The sequence below is a fragment of the Peptoclostridium sp. AF21-18 genome (assembly GCF_003478825.1).
In the GTDB taxonomy this organism is placed as follows: Bacteria; Bacillota; Clostridia; order Peptostreptococcales; family Peptostreptococcaceae; genus Peptacetobacter.
Genome location: NZ_QUGE01000002.1, coordinates 1 through 18,285, shown reverse-complemented (window position 1 = coordinate 18,285; position 18,285 = coordinate 1). Strand labels below are relative to the sequence as shown.

16 protein-coding genes are annotated in these 18,285 nt (G+C 30.8%); 11 read left to right on the top strand and 5 right to left on the bottom strand.

Going from position 1 to position 18,285, the window contains the following annotated elements; genetic code table 11:
• The first annotated feature begins 453 nt into the window (after window positions 1-453).
• A complete protein-coding gene (locus tag DWX74_RS01515) occupies window positions 454-1,566 on the top strand; it encodes an RNA-guided endonuclease InsQ/TnpB family protein (RefSeq protein WP_118548389.1) in 1,113 nt (370 codons plus the stop codon).
• A gap of 158 nt (window positions 1,567-1,724) precedes the next feature.
• Window positions 1,725-2,474: a DegV family protein gene (locus tag DWX74_RS01510; RefSeq protein WP_118548388.1), complete on the top strand. Its 750-nt coding sequence runs from the start codon at window positions 1,725-1,727 to the stop codon at window positions 2,472-2,474.
• Window positions 2,475-2,530: 56 nt separating this feature from the next.
• On the opposite strand, the gene DWX74_RS11215 is transcribed toward DWX74_RS01510, so the two are convergent.
• Together DWX74_RS11215 and DWX74_RS01495 are read right to left on the bottom strand one after the other, a co-directional pair.
• Entirely contained in the window at window positions 2,531-3,313 is a 783-nt protein-coding gene (locus DWX74_RS11215; protein ID WP_118548387.1) for a peptidylprolyl isomerase, read from the bottom strand.
• Between the two features lie 617 nt (window positions 3,314-3,930).
• Complete coding sequence (locus DWX74_RS01495) at window positions 3,931-4,392, bottom strand: hypothetical protein (protein ID WP_118548386.1); 462 nt, start codon at window positions 4,390-4,392, stop codon at window positions 3,931-3,933.
• Between the two features lie 264 nt (window positions 4,393-4,656).
• Between DWX74_RS01495 and DWX74_RS01490 the strand changes: the two genes are divergently transcribed.
• From DWX74_RS01490 to DWX74_RS01465, 6 genes are all read left to right on the top strand, one after another.
• Window positions 4,657-5,220, top strand: coding sequence for a beta-class carbonic anhydrase (locus DWX74_RS01490; protein ID WP_118548385.1), 564 nt, complete (start codon window positions 4,657-4,659; stop codon window positions 5,218-5,220).
• A gap of 27 nt (window positions 5,221-5,247) precedes the next feature.
• Window positions 5,248-5,613 carry a PTS lactose/cellobiose transporter subunit IIA gene (locus DWX74_RS01485; RefSeq protein WP_118548384.1) on the top strand — a complete coding sequence of 122 codons (366 nt, stop codon included), beginning with the start codon at window positions 5,248-5,250 and terminating at the stop codon, window positions 5,611-5,613.
• Window positions 5,614-5,953: 340 nt separating this feature from the next.
• Complete coding sequence (locus tag DWX74_RS01480) at window positions 5,954-6,409, top strand: MarR family winged helix-turn-helix transcriptional regulator (protein ID WP_118548383.1); 456 nt, start codon at window positions 5,954-5,956, stop codon at window positions 6,407-6,409.
• Between the two features lie 102 nt (window positions 6,410-6,511).
• Complete coding sequence (locus DWX74_RS01475; RefSeq protein ID WP_118548382.1) at window positions 6,512-8,770, top strand: ABC transporter ATP-binding protein; 2,259 nt, start codon at window positions 6,512-6,514, stop codon at window positions 8,768-8,770.
• Window positions 8,763-10,643, top strand: coding sequence for an ABC transporter ATP-binding protein (locus tag DWX74_RS01470; protein WP_330415589.1), 1,881 nt, complete (start codon window positions 8,763-8,765; stop codon window positions 10,641-10,643). Before DWX74_RS01475 ends, DWX74_RS01470 begins: the two co-directional genes overlap by 8 nt.
• 216 nt (window positions 10,644-10,859) lie before the next feature.
• Window positions 10,860-12,023 (top strand): AI-2E family transporter, encoded by a 1,164-nt coding sequence (locus tag DWX74_RS01465; protein ID WP_118548381.1) that lies wholly within the window; start codon window positions 10,860-10,862, stop codon window positions 12,021-12,023.
• 100 nt (window positions 12,024-12,123) lie between these two features.
• On the opposite strand, the gene DWX74_RS01460 is transcribed toward DWX74_RS01465, so the two are convergent.
• The 3 genes from DWX74_RS01460 to yedE form a co-directional block, all read right to left on the bottom strand.
• Complete coding sequence (locus DWX74_RS01460) at window positions 12,124-12,360, bottom strand: DUF3343 domain-containing protein (protein WP_118548380.1); 237 nt, start codon at window positions 12,358-12,360, stop codon at window positions 12,124-12,126.
• A 1-nt stretch (window position 12,361) separates the two neighbouring features.
• Window positions 12,362-12,568, bottom strand: coding sequence for a sulfurtransferase TusA family protein (locus DWX74_RS01455; protein ID WP_006439202.1), 207 nt, complete (start codon window positions 12,566-12,568; stop codon window positions 12,362-12,364).
• 80 nt (window positions 12,569-12,648) lie between these two features.
• Window positions 12,649-13,740, bottom strand: a complete 1,092-nt coding sequence (gene yedE, locus DWX74_RS01450; protein ID WP_118548379.1) for a YedE family putative selenium transporter — start codon at window positions 13,738-13,740, stop codon at window positions 12,649-12,651.
• Window positions 13,741-14,028: 288 nt separating this feature from the next.
• Here yedE and DWX74_RS01445 point away from each other — a divergent pair, with 288 nt between their 5' ends.
• The 3 genes from DWX74_RS01445 to DWX74_RS01435 all read left to right on the top strand — a co-directional run bounded on the left by DWX74_RS01445 (window position 14,029) and on the right by DWX74_RS01435 (window position 18,217).
• Window positions 14,029-15,192, top strand: coding sequence for an aminotransferase class V-fold PLP-dependent enzyme (locus tag DWX74_RS01445; protein WP_118548378.1), 1,164 nt, complete (start codon window positions 14,029-14,031; stop codon window positions 15,190-15,192).
• A 219-nt stretch (window positions 15,193-15,411) separates the two neighbouring features.
• Window positions 15,412-16,833, top strand: coding sequence for a cell wall-binding repeat-containing protein (locus tag DWX74_RS01440; protein ID WP_118548377.1), 1,422 nt, complete (start codon window positions 15,412-15,414; stop codon window positions 16,831-16,833).
• Between the two features lie 232 nt (window positions 16,834-17,065).
• On the top strand, window positions 17,066-18,217 hold the full coding sequence (locus DWX74_RS01435) for a double-cubane-cluster-containing anaerobic reductase (RefSeq protein WP_118548376.1): 1,152 nt from the start codon (window positions 17,066-17,068) through the stop codon (window positions 18,215-18,217).
• The last annotated feature ends 68 nt before the right edge of the window (window positions 18,218-18,285 follow it).

Sequence of the window (18,285 nt, the reverse complement as noted above, 5' to 3'; positions counted from 1 at the left end):
ATTCCTAAAGCTCAACGACTACAATAGAAGATAGAAAGAAACTTCTATGAATGTGAAGAAATTCAGAAACAACAGTTGAGATGATATATGGCGAGAGCCTAAGTATCGTGACAATGGATCTTTGGTCGCCAAGCCTAGAAATAGGAAGGTCAAACGACTATCCTGCAAGGGAGTACACTACAAGCTATTGGTAGTGGAAATGGGTTGCCCTAAACAGATAATGCTGTAGGTGAAGAAATAGTCTACGCTCGTATTCGAAAGATCGAGGTCATTAGCGTAAGCAAAATGGCATCATACAAGTAGCGTTGTATGGTAAATAATAAACTCTATAAAACTGAATAAATTACTTATAAAAAATTATAAAATTTTTTCAAAAAACTTGCATAAAAAGAATAATTACTGTCCATGATAATAATAGAAAGATAAAAATATTATTAGAAAGGCGGTGATTATATGGAAAAAGGATTTAAAGTTCAGATATTTCCTAACAAAGAACAAAAGGAATTGATGTTTAAAAGCTTTGGATGTGCTAGATTTGCATATAACTGGGCATTAGCTAAGGAAAAGGAAAACTATGAAAAAGGTGGAAAATTCATCTCTGATATGGATTTAAGGAAAGAATTTACACAGTTGAAGAAAAAAGAAGAATTTAAATGGCTTAATGAAATAAACAACAACGTTACAAAACAAGCCATAAAAGATTTATGCAAAGCATATAAAAATTTTTTCAAGAAAAAGGCTGAACATCCACGATTTAAGAGTAAAAAGAAATCAAAGAAAAGTTTTTATAACGATGTTTATAAAATCAAATTCGATGATTACAAAGTTAGAATTGAATCAATAGGTTGGATGGATATGGCAGAAAATAGGATTCCTAGAAATTGTAAATATCAAAATCCTAAAATATCATTTGATGGAGTAAAGTTTTGGTTGAGTATTACTTGTATCGTAGAAGATGAGGAAAATAATCTTCCAAAAACTGAACCTATTGGAATTGATATGGGAATAAAAACATTAATGACTTGTTCAAATGGTATGAACTTCAATAGAGTTAGTACCAAAAAGGAAAAGAAGAAATTAAAAAGACTTCAGAAAAAAGCTAGTAGACATTACGATAAGATGATGAAAACCAAATCATCTGATAAGTCCAAAAATCTACTAAAACTTGAAACTTTAATCCGTAAACAATATCAAAGAATATCAAATGTAAGACTTAATAACATTCATCAAGCAACTACAAAACTTGTAAAACTAAATCCAAAAGCAATAGTAGTTGAGGATTTAAATGTAAAAGGAATGATAAAAAACAAGTATTTATCAGAAAAAATTGCTGATTGTTCATTCTATGAAATATACAGGCAATTAGAGTATAAATGTGAAAATAAAGGAATGGAATTTATAGTAGCTGATAGATTTTATCCTTCATCAAAAATTTGTAGTAACTGTGGACATAAGAAAGAAAAATTAAGTCTATCAGAGAGAACTTACAGATGTGAATGTTGTGGAAATGTTATTGATAGAGATTTTAACGCAAGTTTGAATTTGAAGAATTTAGCTTACAACTAAACTGTAAACTAAATGTGTACCGATACGTTAGTCGGGAATTTAAGCCTTTGGAGAAGTATACAAACTATAGTAGCTATTCTTTGAATGGTGAAATAGGCTTTGGTGAATTAGGAAATAGAGTTTGTAGTTTTTTATAAGTAATTTATAGAAATTTATAGATTTTATGTAACGGTATAGATATAACTACAAAAGAAATATTAGATAAAGTGAAGAAAACAGGAGAGCTTCCTAAAACATCATCTCCTTCTCCAGCAGAATTCTACGCAGCATTTGAGCCATATGTAGAAAATGGAGATACTATAATATACATAGGACTTTCTTCAAAATTATCTTCTACAGTTGCAAATGCTATGATAGCAAAGAATATGTTCGACAATAATGAAAACATACATATAATAGACTCTTTAAATTTATGTGGAGCAATAGGTGGACTAGTTAGAAACACTTATAATTTATTAGAAGAAGGAAATTCTGTTGAAGATACAATAGCTGAGATAGAAAAAGTTCTTCATCACTACAAATTATTCTTCACAATGGATAAGTTAGATTATCTTTATAAAGGTGGAAGATGTAGTGGAATGCAGTTTATATTAGGTAGTACTTTTGGAGTTAAGCCTATAATAGAAATGACTACAGAAGGTCTTGATGTTTGGAAAAAGACTAGAGGTAAGAAAAAAGCAATAGAAATGATGCTTGAAGAAGCTGAAAGAGATAAAGATAGAATATACAATGATGAGATTCATGTAGCTGCTATAACAGGTAGTGAAAAAGAATTAGAAGGTATAAAAGAACAGCTTACAAAAAGAACAGGAATAACTAAATTCTATGAATACAGTGTTGGATGCACAATAGCTAGTCACTGTGGAGATGGGACAGTAGGATTTGGATATTTCTTAAAAGAAAATTAAATATGAGTATATAAAAAAGACTGTTGCAATTTTTGCAACAGTCTTTGTGTTTTTAATTAGTCATTTAAAGTGTATGCATTAGCATATTTTTCTCTTAATTCAGCAACTTTGTCTTCGTAAGCTTTTAGCTGTTTTAACTGAGCTAATTTACCTAGTATTTCGTCTTTTACTTCTTCGAATTTAGATACACCAGCTTCGTGACGTTCTTCAACTTTTATTAAGTGATATCCGAATGAAGTTTTAACTGGTTCAGATAATTCACCTTCGTTCATGCTGAATACTGCTTCTTCGAATTCAGGAACCATCTGTCCTTTTCCGAATAAACCAAGATCTCCACCCTGCATGTTAGATGGGCAATCAGAGTAGTCCATAGCAGCCTGTTCAAATGTTTTTTCTCCAGCTTTTATTTCTTCAGCTATTTCTTTAGCTCTTTTTTCAGCAGCTTCGAAAGCAGCTTCATCGTCAGCTTTTATAAGTATATGTTTAGCTTTAGCCATTTCGTCAACTTTGAATTCATCCTGATGTTCATCGTAGTAAGCTTTAGCTTCTTCTTCTGTTGGCATAGCAGCCATGAATAACTGATTTAAAGCATGCTGTTTTAACATGTTTATAGTAACCTGTTCCATTAAAGCTTTGAATTCTTCAGTTTCATCAACTTTGTTGTCTTTTGCTTCTAAGTAGAATAATTCCTGGTTAACAAGGTCTTCTAATAATCTTTTTTTACCTTCTTCACTCTGGAACCGCATCTGCTGCTGTGGATGCATTGATTTTACAGCGTTATCTAAGTCTATGTTAGATATTTCTCTACCATTTATAGTGGCTAATACTTTTCTTTCCATGATAAATTTTCCTTCTTTCTTTAAATAAAATTTATTTCTATCATTTATAATAACAGAAAAAAACGATTTTGTCTAATGCCTCAAGCAAAAATTGTTAGTAGAAGATAGTGAGTGCTAACAATAGTAAAAATGACATAATTCCTACGACACCTTCATCATTCTTTTTCTTGAAAACTTCTCTATAAGAAAAATACAAATAAACGCATATAGAGAATATTTTAAAGTAGAAAAGAGGTATGTTTTTAGGAAATAGCACAAAACTGAAAAGTGAAACAACAAAGGCTACAACGGTACTAGATCTGTAGTAAAACATCATAGATGATTTTTTCTCTTCATCAGCCTTGAAAAATCTAATTACAAAAAGTATAAAATATATTCCAGCAAATAGAGAATAGCTTAAAAATAATATGTATTCTAATTTTCTACTGGAAATAACATTCCACTTGTACCACATAATTGGCCAAAAGCACAGTGTTAGTAATCTAAAATAGTGCTCAAAAAAATTGTCAGATTTTAAAAGTTTGTTCATATCAAATAATTCCTCTCCTAAAAATAAAAAGAGCTTTTGTATAACAGAAAGGCTCCTGCTAAAAAGCAGAAGCCTGAATTTCTAAAAATTATCTGTTGTTGTTTGTAACTACTATTGCCATTTTAGCTTCTGCATTGTAGCTTACCTGTATTAGCTGGTTTCTTCTTATATGTTCAAGATCTTCCCCACCGTAACGTATTTCTAATTTGATAGGTTTTTTACCCTGTTTGATTATTGCAACATAGTTGTTTTTGTCTCTTTTTTCAAGAGATACTAAAGTACCGACATATGGTGTGAAAGTCTGATATTTTTCAGCCTGTTTTCTTATAACAAAGAATGAAATTACAGCTATTGCTATGTTTATTCCGAATGTTATCCAACCATTTATGTGAAGATATATACCTCCAAATAATACTATTAGCATTATTACTACAGGTACTATAGTTTTCTTTAATATTATTTTACCTAATATTTCGTTGGCTTTTTTCTCTGGGCCAGACATAGTTTTAGATCTTGCGAATGATTCTGCAAATCTCTGTTTTAAACTCATACTTTTCCTCCTATAAAATTATAATTAAGTGATAATAACAATATTCTGCTTGTTCAAGAATTTTTATTTATAATATAAATTGTTATATTTCTGTCATTAGATATAATAAAGCAAAATACACTTATAATTCTAACATAAAGTTTCAAAAAAATAAATAACATAGAAAAGAAAAAAACTATAAATTTATTAAGATTGAAAAATTTTTTTAAGGGTATTAAAATTAAAATAAAATAGTTAAAAAATAATAGAGTGGGAGAAAGATAAATGACAAAATTAGATGAAATATTAAGGGACAACAGAGAATTTGTAGAGTCGAAAGGATATGAAAATTTTTCGACTTCAAAGAAACCAAATAGAAAGATTGTAATACTTTCTTGTATGGATACAAGACTTACTTCGCTTTTACCAAGTGCGATGAATATAAAAAATGGTGATGTTAAGCTTATAAAAAATGCAGGTGCGGTTGTAACACATCCATTTGGAAGTACAATGAGAAGTATAATTGTATCTATATGCGAGTTTGATGTAGATGAGGTAATGGTTGTAGGACATTACGAATGCGGTATGTGTAATGAAAATACAGATGAAATTATTGAAAAGATAAAAGAAAAAGGAATATCTGAAGAGGTAATAGATACTCTAGAAAAAGCCGGAATAGATTTAAAGAAATGGCTGCATGGATTTGACTCAGTTGAACAGTCTATAGTAGATACAGTAAAAACTATTAAAGAACATCCATTAATGCCAAAAGATATAAAGGTTCACGGTTTAGCTATGGATCCATCAACTGGAAAAATAGATGTAATTGTAAACGGATATGAGCAGTAAATATTAAAAAGTTTGGAAGTGAGCTTGGTGAATAAAGAAAATTTAGAGGAATGTATTTTTAGTGTAATAGGATATTCTGGGATGGCAAAATATTACGCATCTGAAGCTATAAAAAGTGCTAAAAATGGAGATTTTAAAGAAGCAGATGAATTTTTAAAAAAATCGGATGATGAGTTTTCAAAGGCACAGGATGCAGAAGGGGCTTTGGCTAAAATAGGAGATAAGAAATCTAAGGAATGTGGAGAGCTTGTATTGATTCATTCTCAAGACCATTTCATGGGCACAATGACATATAGAGAATTAGCTAAAGAAATGGTTGATATGTGTAGAAAATATAGCGATATTGAAAAAAGTTTAATTGAAAGAATTGAAAAACTTGAAAAAAATCAGTAATTTTATATAGTAAAGAGATAAAATAATATAGAAAGATATAAAATGGCAGTTATGCAAATAGCATAGCTGCTTTTTTGCATATAAAGATAAAATTTAATTGAGTATTTACTTTTGATTGAAAAAATATAATTAGTCAACTAATGATATTTGATATTTGTAGAATTATAAATATTTATTAGAAATTTATTTTAATTTTTATAAAGAAAGGTTTTCATAAATAAAACATAATAAAAAGGGTGAAATTAATATGAAAAGTTATAAAAAATTATTGTATATTAAAATGATTTAGAGTAATATAATAGTTAGCCAACTAATTAAATTATTTTAAGGAGGTGTAGTTATGAAAGAAGAATGTCAGATTAATTCTGGCGATTTTGAGGATAAGCTTACGACGACGTTGATGAGGCTTTTTAGAGCGCATTTTAATATTACAGATGAGTATCTAAAGAAAGAAGGGCTTTATCATGGGCAGCCATATATAATAATTTCTCTGTATCACAACGATGGACAGAGTCTAAAAGAGCTTACAGCTTGTAGAAATGTAAAAGCATCTACAACTACGACAATGGTATCGAGGATGGAAAAACTAGGTCTTGTAAAAAAAGTTGCAGATGAAAAAGATCGGAGAAAGACGAGAGTTTTTTTAACGGAGAAAGGAAGAGAAAAATACAACGCGATAATAAATGTAAATAACGAATTAGATGATATGTGCTTTGAAGGTTTTTCTGATGAGCAAAAGTTATTAACAAAAATGCTTTTAAAAAAAATAATTGAAAATATAAACAAACATAGCTAAAAAATACGAAAACTAAACTAATAATAAACTATAATATTTAAACAAACTAAACTAAAAAATATAACAACTCTAAAATAAAGAAAATCGAAAGGAAAATTGATTATGCTGAAAATAATGAAATACTTAAAAAAATCAGCAGTATCAGTAGTAGCTATAATAATTTTACTTTTAATTCAGGCGTTATGTGATATATCACTACCGGACTACACATCAAAGATAGTTAATGTCGGAATACAGCAGGGTGGTATAGAAAATGCGGTACCAGAAGTTATAAAAGAAAATGAATTAAAAAGACTACTTATGTTTGTCGATAATGACGATAAAGATACTGTTGAAGACGCATATACACTAGTAAAATCCGGGGATACAAGCGATGAAAATTACGACGAATACGTTGAAAAATATCCAAAACTAGAAACAGAAAATGTATATGTATTAAAAGAAATAGATAAAGAAAAAAATGAAAAATTAAACGAAATACTTGGTAAGCCAGAAATGGCACTTCTTGCTATAGAAAAAGATGGTGAGGAGAGTAAAAAGATAAAAGAAGGTATTTTAAAAATGATGCCTCCACAGGCAGCAATGGTTATGAAGGATAAATCTCTTATAGAGATAATGAAAACTATGCCTGAAGAACAGTTGGATTCTATTAGAAAAGAGATGTTTAAAAAATTTGACTCTATGCCGGATAGTATAATAACTCAGAGTGCCATTGCATATGTGAACAACGAGTACAAAAGCATAGGAATTGATTTAGACAACTTACAGAATAAATATATACTAAAATCTGGAGGGCAGATGCTAGGAATAGCTATTTTAAGTATGTTTGTAACAATAATAGTTACTTACTTAGCAGCTAAAGTAGCAGCTACACTTGGTAAAATACTTAGAAACAATGTTTATGAAAAAGTTATGTCATTCTCAAATGAAGAGATGAAAAAATTCTCGACAGCTTCTTTAATAACTAGAAGTACAAATGATATACAGCAGATACAGATGATGATGGTTATGATTCTTAGATTTATATTCTACGCTCCAATGATGGCCATGATGGGTATATTTAAGGTTATAAATACAAATGTATCTATGAGTTGGATAATAGGTGTAGCAGTACTTTGTATAGTATTCTTACTTGGAATATTATTTACATTTGTAATGCCTAAGTTTAAACTAGTTCAGGATCTTGTGGATAGATTAAACCTAGTTTCTAGGGAAATAATAACAGGTATAATGCCAATAAGAGCATTCAGCAATCAGAAACACGAAGAAGAAAGATTTGATAAGGCAAATGGTGACCTTACTAAGGTAAATATATTTGTAAATAGAATAATGTCTTGTATGATGCCAGCTATGATGCTTGTAATGAACTTAATAGCAGTTCTTATAGTTTACAAAGGTACTTATAGTATAGATGCAGGTACTATGCAGGTTGGGGATATGATGGCATTTATTCAGTATACTATGCAGATAATAATGTCATTCCTTGTAATAGCTATGATGTCAGTTATGATACCAAGAGCTTCAGTTTCTGCAGGACGTATATGTGAAGTAATAGAAACAGAACCAACTATAGAAGATCCTAAGAATGCAAAAGAATTCTCTGGAAATAAAAAGGGTGTTGTTGAATTTAAAAATGTTTCATTCAAATATCCAGATGCAGAAGAAGAAATATTATCAGATATATCATTTACTGCTAAACCTGGAGAAACTACAGCATTTATAGGAAGTACAGGTAGTGGTAAGTCTACATTAATAAACTTAATACCTAGATTCTTTGATGTAACAGAAGGACAGATTTTAGTAGATGGTGTAGATATAAGAGAAGTAACTCAGAAGGATTTAAGAGATAAGATTGGTTATGTTCCTCAGAAGGGAATATTATTTACAGGAACAATAGCATCTAACTTGAGATACGGAAATCCTGATGCTACAGATGAAGAGATTAGAGAAGCAGCCGAAATAGCACAGGCTACAGAATTTATAGATTCAAAACCAGAAGGATTTGATACTAAGATTGCACAGGGTGGTACAAATGTATCTGGTGGACAGAAACAGAGATTATCTATAGCTAGAGCAATAGCTAAAAATCCTGAAATTTATATATTTGACGATAGTTTCTCTGCACTAGATTTAAAAACTGATGCAGCTTTAAGAAAAGCTCTTAAAAAGAAAACTGGAGATAGTACAGTTTTAATAGTTGCACAGAGAATAAGTACAATATTACATGCAGAACAGATTATTGTTTTAGATGAAGGAAAAGTAATAGGAAAAGGAACACACGAAGAGCTTCTAAAAACTTGTGAAGTATACAAACAGATAGCTCTATCACAACTTTCAAAGGAGGAGCTAGGAAATGAGTAATAGTGATATGAAAAGAATGCCAGGCGGTCCGATGAAAGGTGGACCAATGGGACGTGGACCGATGGGTCATGGACATGGTGCTGCGATGGGGGAAAAAGCTAATGATTTTAGTGGTACTATGAAGCAGCTTATGAAATACATGTCAAAATATAAAATAGCCATTATTGCAGTATTATTATTTGCAATAGGAAGTACAGTATTTTCAATAGTTGGACCTAAGATATTAGGTAAAGCGACTACAAAGATATTTGAAGGCTTAATGGCAAAGGTATCTGGTACAGGTGGAATAGACTTTGGTGCTATAGAAAAGATACTTTTAATATTAGTATGTCTTTACTTAGTAAGTGCTCTGTTCTCATTTGTTCAGGGATATATAATGAGTGGAATTTCTCAGAAAATATCTTATGAAATGAGAAATCAGATATTAGAAAAAATAAATAGAATGCCAATGAAATATTTCGATACTAAGACACACGGGGAAATACTTTCTAGAATAACAAATGATATAGATACACTTGGAATGAGTTTAAATCAGAGTTTAACACAGCTTATAACATCTGTAACAACTATGGTTGGTATACTTATAATGATGCTTTCTATAAGTTGGATAATGACTTTAGCAGCACTTGTTATAATTCCACTGTCAATGTTTGCAGTTAGAAAAGTTGTTGGAAGATCACAAAAATATTTCAAAAAACAGCAGAGATTTTTAGGGCATGTTAATGGTCTTGTTGAAGAAAACTACGGTGGACATCAGATAGTTAGGGTATTCAACAAAGAAGAAGAGGTAACAGAAGAATTTAATAAATTAAATGATGAGCTTTACGATTCTGCTTGGAGATCTCAGTTCTTATCAGGTATGATGCAGCCACTTATGGCATTTATAGGAAACTTAGGATATGTTATGGTTTCTATACTTGGTGGATGGTTAGCTATAAGAAAAACTATAGAAGTTGGGGATATACAGTCATTCATACAGTATGTTAGAAACTTTACTCAGCCTATAAACCAGCTTGCTCAGGTAGCAAACCAGTTACAGTCTACAGCTGCAGCAGCTGAAAGGGTATTTGAATTCTTAGATGAAGAAGAGGAAGACCAGATAGTTATAAATCCTGCAGATGTAAATGATATAAAAGGTAATATAGAATTTGAACATGTAAACTTCGGATATAAAGAAAACAAAACTATAATACACGATTTCTCTGTAAATGTGAAAAAAGGTCAGAAAATAGCTATAGTTGGACCAACAGGAGCAGGAAAAACTACAATAGTTAAACTTCTTATGAGATTCTACGATGTAAATAGTGGAGCTATAAAAATAGATGGACACGATATTAGAAACTTTAACCGTTCAGAGCTTAGAGAAGCATTTGGTATGGTTTTACAGGATACTTGGTTATTCAATGGAACAATAAAAGAAAATATAAGATATGGAAAATTGGATGCAACTGATGAAGAGGTAGTTGAAGCTGCAAAATCTGCCAATGTTCATCATTTTATAAAAACTTTAAATGATGGATATAATATGGTTTTAGATGAAGAAGCAAGTAATGTTTCACAGGGACAGAAGCAGCTTCTTACAATAGCAAGAGCTATACTTGCAGATCCTAAGATTTTAATACTAGATGAGGCAACTAGTTCAGTAGATACAAGAACAGAACTTCTTATACAGAAAGCCATGGATAATTTAATGGAAGGAAGAACAAGCTTTATAATTGCACATAGACTATCTACAATTAAAGATGCAGATATGATTCTTGTAATGAACGAAGGGGATATAGTTGAACAGGGAAGCCACGAAGAGTTATTAGCAAAAGATGGTTTCTATGCTAAGCTATACAATTCTCAGTTTGAAGATGACGAAGCGATGTAAGTTTAATTTACATAATAATAAACTAGGGATATATAGATTTTATAAAATAAATAAAAAATGAATAAGATATAAATACATAAAACGTCATAGGTAAATATATTAATATTTGCTTATGGCGTTTTTATAAATGTAAAATTTTTTTAACAATGTAACGATTAGGTTAAAAAAAAGTCGTTTTTATGATAGAATCTAGTTATTGAGAAGAGGAGGGGAAATATGAAGATAGACTGGAATAGAAAATATACGACGGTTGCGGTATATTCATTTATTGTGATTGCCTGCAGTATAGTATTTTACTTGATAAGTTCTCAAGTAAAAGTATTTTCAAGTAAAATCAGTGATTTTATAGCTATTTTATATCCGTTTATAATTGGATTTGCTATAGCATATTTGCTGAATTTTATATTGAAATTTATAGAAAATAGAATAATATCTGAAAAGATGAAAGGAAAAAGTCCAGCAAAGGTAAGAGCTATATCTATGATAATAACTTATTTTGTGGCAGGGACACTTTGTTATTTATTCGTGCACTTTGTATGGCCAGAACTTTTAGAAAGTATAATAGGATTATTTAATGATATTCCAAATTATGTGAATAATGCTACAGTAATGATAAATAAACTTATAGAAGAGTTTAATTTAACTCCTGCTAGCATGGAAATTCTAGAATCAAAGTGGAAAGAGATTACAGATTTCATTATGAACTTTATGACAGATATCATACCTGTAATAGGAAATACTATAATGATAGTTCTTTCTAGTTTATGGAATATAGTTTTAGGGGTTATAGTTTCTATATATTTACTTAAGGATAAAGAAAAATTCTTTGCTATATCAAAAAAGATAACTTATGCAATATTTAATAGAGAACACTCTTATAAAATATTAGAGCTTACTCACAGAGCCAATAAAATTTTCGGTAAATTCCTAGGAGGAAAAATATTAGATTCATTTATAATAGCGATAATAACATTTGTTGTTTTAACGATATTTAAGATGCCTTACACATTACTTGTAACTGTGATAGTAGGTGTAACAAACGTAATACCATTTTTTGGCCCATTCTTTGGAGCAATACCATCAGTTATACTTGTCCGGTTTGTAAGTCCTATAAAGGCGTTCTGGTTGCTTATAATAATACTTATAATCCAGCAGCTTGATGGAAATGTAATAGGACCTAAGATATTAGGAGATTCAATAGGTGTATCTGCATTCTGGATACTATTTGCACTGCTTATAGCAGGTAAATTCTTAGGATTAGTAGGAATGTTACTTGGAGTTCCGCTATTTGCATTTGTCTACTCAATAATAAAAGATATAACAGAAGAAAGATTGGATAAAAAAGGATTACCTGTAAATACAGATGATTATATGAATTAAATACAATAATAAAAGCTCTTAGAAAAATTCTGAGAGCTTTTTAAATGTCAATAAATATTGATAATAAAAAGCCCTCAGCATAAAAGTTAAGGGCTAATTTTTAGTCATAATCTGCTATCAAAGTATAGACATTATTTTCAAGAGTGTACACTCTTTCCATATCATCTATGTATAGATCTTCGTGTGGTCCATCGTATTCAAATTTAACACCTATTCCACAGTTAGAACTTAACTTTCTAGGAACTGGACCTGAGTCACTAGGTATCCCCTTATCTATACAAAGTTTAGAGAATTTTATAGCTCCAGAGTGAGTGAAAAATGTTGAAAAATAAGTCATACTATTTTGAAGAAGAGATTAAGAACTCTTCATCTCCTACTTCTTCAACTGTAACGTTGAAGCCTGCATTTTTTAAGAATTTTTTAACGTTGTTGCAAGCAGTCATGTTGTCTACTAATACTTCAACACCATTTGGACTTTCAGCAACACCTTTTTTAGTCATTAAAACTGGCTGTGGGCAAGATAAGCCTCTAGCATCTATTCTCATTACAAAACATCTCCTTTATAAAAAATTTAGAGCTATATATTATAGTTTATATCTATTCCGAAAAAATTAAAACTATTTTATTAAGCTTCTACTTTAACATTTGCCTTTGGAGCAGCCTTTTTTTCATTAGCAGCTTTGCATCCAAAGTAAGATATTATAAGAAGAACAACAACACATATTCCTATAGCTATCATTCCATTTGGAGTAGGACCTTCTGGAGAAGAAGCAAGTTTGAAGTTGTGGCAGAATGCAGCACCAACTAAAAGACCTAATATAGTTATAGATGAGTCAACATTACCTTCACCTGATAAAACTAACTGTCTCATTGGGCATCCACCAAGAAGTATAGAACCCCAACCACAAACAACCATTCCTAAGAAGTTCCATAAAGCATCTGTATGAGCAACTGGCTGATCTGCAAATCCAGGAGCAAACTGATGAGTTATTAAATTTGCTATGAAAGCACCAACAAGCATAGCTATAAATCCACTTACAAGATAGAAGTCTTTGAATAAAACTATATCTCTTATACCACCAGCCATGCAAAGTCTTGTTTTCTGGCATATAGCACCAGCTATAAGACCAACTGCAAGAGCGAAGAATATTGGAGCATGCATTGAACCTGGTCCTTCTGTAGAGAATACAAGAAGAGTAGAGTTAACTGCAAGTAATATGAATAAGAATACGCATATTGCAGGCATTATAAATCCTTCTAATTTAGACTGTTTGTAGTTTCTCTTTAAAGTGAAACCTTTGTTTAAGAATACTATACCTATAAGTATACCTACTATAAATCCAGCTAAACCAGCTATGGCATTCCAATCACCACCAGCTAATCTTAAAACCATTCTTGTTGGGCATCCTAAGAACATTAATGCACCAACCATAACTATAAATCCAAGGCAGAATCTTATAAGTGGAGAAGATCCTCCTCTTGAACTGAATTCCTTGCTAGCAAATGCAAGAATAAATGAACCTAATATGAATCCTATAATTTCTGGTCTTACGTACTGTACTATAGGAGCCTGATGTAAGCTTAGAGCACCAGCAGTATCTCTGATGAAGCAAGCTACACAGATACCCATGTTTTTAGGGTTACCAAGCATAACTGATATAACAGCCATTATACCTATAACAGCACCACCGATAATGATATTTCTCTTTTCTTTCATTATGAAAGTACCTCCTGTTTACTTTTTTGGGCAAAGCATTACCCAATCACATAATAACATATTTGTATGCAACGATTAAGAAATATGATACACTATAGAAAAAAACTATATCTCAATGTTTTGATATAGAAAAAAACGTTTATTTTGTAAAATAATAAATAATTAAAAAATATCAAAAGAATTATCAAAAAAAATATATTCTGATATAATAGAAGTAAATATAAATGTTATATTTTATATATGGAAAATAAATATATAAATCATAAATAAACACGGAGGGGAATTAATATGAAAAAAGTATATTGTGATAATGGGGCAACATCATTCCCGAAAGCGCCAGGTGTTGGAGATGCTATAAAAGAATATGTAGAAAGTGTTGGAGGAAATGTAAATAGAGGAGCATATTCTTCTGCTTTAAGTGCAGGATTTGTTGTACTTGAAACAAGAGAAATGTTAGCAGAGTTATTTGGATTTGATAAACCAGAAAATGTTGTATTTACTAAAAATATAACAGAATCTATGAATACAGTTTTAAAAGGATTATTAAAAGAAGGAGATCATGTAGTAGTATCTTCAGTTGAACATAATGCGGTTATGAGACCACTTGTTAAACTAGAACAAACTAGAGGTGTAACATTTACTAGAGTTCAGTGTAATAAAATTGGAGAAATAGACCTAAAAGACGTTGAAGCTGCTATAAAAGAAAATACTAGAGCTGTTGTAATGACAGCAGCATCAAATGTATGTGGTACTGCATTACCAATAAAAGAAATAGGAAAAATATGTAAAGAAAAAAATGTTATATTTATAGTAGATGCTGCTCAGACTGCAGGTGTATTCGAAATGAATATGAAAGAAATGAATATAGATATATTATGCTTCACAGGACATAAAGGATTACTAGGACCTCAGGGTATGGGAGGATTCTTAATAACTGATGAATTAGTTCCTCAGGTTGATAGCTTTATAGAAGGTGGAACAGGAAGTAAATCAGATGAAGAAATACAGCCAGAATATATGCCAGATAAATTTGAAAGTGGAACACCTAATATACCAGGAACATATGGATTACATGCATCTCTTGAATATATCAAAAAAGTAGGTATAGAAAATATACATAAAAAAGAAATGATGCTTACTGAAAGATTTATAAAAGGTATGGAAGAAATAGATGAAAGATTTATAGTAGGTAAGAGAGATACTGAAAATAGAACTGCTGTTGTTTCTTTAGACTTTGTTGGAATGGATAATGGTATAATATGCCACGAATTAGATGTTAATTATGGAATATCTACAAGACCAGGTATGCATTGTGCACCATCTGCTCATAAAACACTAGGAACATTCCCTCAGGGAACAGTAAGATTTAGCTTTGGATACTTCAACACAGAAGAAGATGTTGATTATGCATTAAATGCTATAAAAGAAGTAATAAAAGCGTATAATGAATAAAATAGTAAAATTATGGCTACATAATAATGTGTTATGTAAACCTTGAAACTGAATATAAATTGTGTAATAATAGAAAAAGGCTAAGATTTAAAATCTTAGTCTTTTTTAATTTAAAAAGTTAATTTGTCGATATAGAGTAAAGAGATTTAATGATTGATTGTAAAAAAATAAAGAAAGCATAAAAGTTAGATTATGCTAAAAGGGAGGAATTTTTGGAAAATGAATTTAAAAAAAACAATGACAGTGTGTATGGCTTCTACAATGCTAGTGAGTAGCATAATTCCAGCTTTTGCAGCTGAAAAAGAAGTAATAGAGGGGAAAAATATGTACGAAACAGCAGGGCTAATAGCTGATAAACAAAGCTACAGTTCGGCTATATTAGTAAATTTAGATAATTCTATAGCAGATGGTTTATCTGCGAGTGGTTTGTCTGGTGCATCAAATGCACCTATACTTCTTACACAAAAAGATAGTATACCTACTGAAACAATGCAAAGATTAAAAAATGTAAATAAGATTTATATAATAGGACTTGAAGCAGCGGTATCTAAAAAAGTAGAAGAAACTTTAAAAAATAAAGGTATAAGTGTAGAGAGATTAGGTGGCTCAGATAGAAATAAGACTAGTTACAGTGTAGCAAATAAAATAGCTCAATTAAAAAATATAACGTCTATAGCTCTTACAAATGGTGTAAAGGGTGAGGCAGATAGTATAAGTATTGCATCTACAGCGGCAAGGGATGGTATGCCAGTTATACTTACAAATGGTAAAAATTTAGAATACAATACTAAAAATGTAACAACATACGCAATAGGTGGTACTAGTGTTATATCTGAAAAACTAGTTAAATCTACAAATGCAGTTAGATTAGGAGGCTCAGATAGATATAAAACTAATAAAATAATACTAGATAAATTCTATCCAAATGCAAAAGAATACTATGTTGCAGATGGATATGATTTAAAAAATGCATTAGTTGGATCAACTATTGCAAAAGATGCTCCATTAATGCTTGTATCTAAAGGATCTGATAAATCAGTATTCAAGGGAGCGAATAAAATATCAAAAATAGGAACTCTTAGTTCTAGTATATTTGAAGACTGTTTAAGACGGGCTAGTTCAAGTAGTTCTAGTGATAGTGTATCTAGTGGATTAAGTATACTTTCAAAACAAACAGCAACATATGAACAGTGTAAAAAATGGGCAGAAAGCAAAAATGCATCTGATTTATTTATGGAAATACTTCCTATACTATATAATACAGCGGTAGAAAATGGTGTAGACCCTACATTAGTTGTTGCACAGTGTGCAAAAGAAACTGGATACTGTAAATTTGGTGGGGTACTAGATGCTTCATTTAAAAATCCTTGTGGATTAAAAACTCCTGGTGGGGGAGGAGATAAGGATAAGAACGCACACACTAGATTTGATAGTTGGGAGGATGGTGTATTAGCACAGGTACAACATTTAGCTTTATATGCGGGAAAAGATGGTTATCCATTATCAAATCCTAAAGATCCAAGACACTTTGCAGACCTTTTCGGAAAATGTAAGACAGTTAAATCACTTTCAAATAACTGGGCAGGAAGCGGATACGGAGAAGATTTAGAAAAAATGATGAAAGAGATAATGAGTAAATAAATCTATTGAAAAGTTAAAATGTATAGAAAGTAGTTATATGAATATATTTAGGAGATAGATAAAAAATATAGTTATAGAAAAAAACTATAAACACATCCATAAATATAGACATAAACTATTATAAAAAATGACGTATTTTTACCATTGTACAAATTAGTGATATATAATTGAATATGGAAAACGTAACTATTTATTACGAAATTATATATTTAAGATTAAGGGGTGTGTTTTAATGGTAACAGCAGGACTTCCAGAACAGTTTGAAAATTGGGGAGAAGCTAGAAGAAATGGTTTCCTAGCAATAAAAAAATTAAAAGATGAGGGTAAAAAAGTAATTGGTTTTTATTGTACATTCAGCCCAGCTGAAATAGCATTAGCAGCAGGTGCAGTAACAGTAGGGCTTTGTGGTGTTAGTGAAGAACCTATACCAGAAGCAGAAAAAATATTACCTAGAAACCTATGTCCAATGGTTAAATCAAGTTATGGTCATGCTATAACAGATACATGTCCATACTTCTACTTCAGTGATATAGTAGTAGCTGAAACAACTTGTGACGGTAAAAAGAAAATGTATGAACAGATGGCAAAAGTTAAACCAACTCATATAATGCATCTTCCTAACATGGTAGATGAAGCAGCTATAAAATTATGGGCTAATGAAATAGAAAGATTCAAAGAAAAATTAGAAGAATTCTATGGAATAACAATAACTGAAGACGATATAAGAGCAGCTATAAAAGATAAAAATGAAGAAAGAGCTTTATTAATGGAATACTTCAAACTAGGAGCTCTTAATCCACCTCCAATGAGCGGAATGGATATACACAGAGTTTTATATCAGACTCAGTTCAAATTTGATAGACCAGTTATGAAAGCTGAACTTAGAAAATTAATAGACGATATAAAAGAAGACTATGCTTCAAAAGAACATAAAAAATCAAATAGACCAAGAATACTTATAACTGGTTCTCCTATAGCAGGTGCTATAAACAAAATAGCTCCAGCAATAGAAGAAGCTGGTGGAGATGTTGTTGTTTATGAAAACTGTGGTGGTCCAAGATCAAACAGATGGTTAGTAGACGAAGAAAATCCAGATGTATACGAAGCAATAGCTGAAGCATACTTAAAAATAGGATGTTCTTGCATGATGAACAACGACAGAAGAATAGAATTACTTGATGAATTAATAGACGAATTCCAGATAGATGGTGTTATAGACATATCTCTAACTGCTTGCCATACTTTCACAGTTGAAAGTGCAAGAATAAAAGAATTTGTTACTAAAGAAAAAGGAATATCATTCCTTGCATTAGAAACTGATTACTCTCAGTCAGATAGTGAACAGTTAAAAACTAGATTTGAAGCATTTGTAGAAATGTTATAAAATTTGAAGCAAGATAATCAAGTAGGGGCTAACTTGTAGCCCCTCTCACACCACGGAGCGTGCCGTTC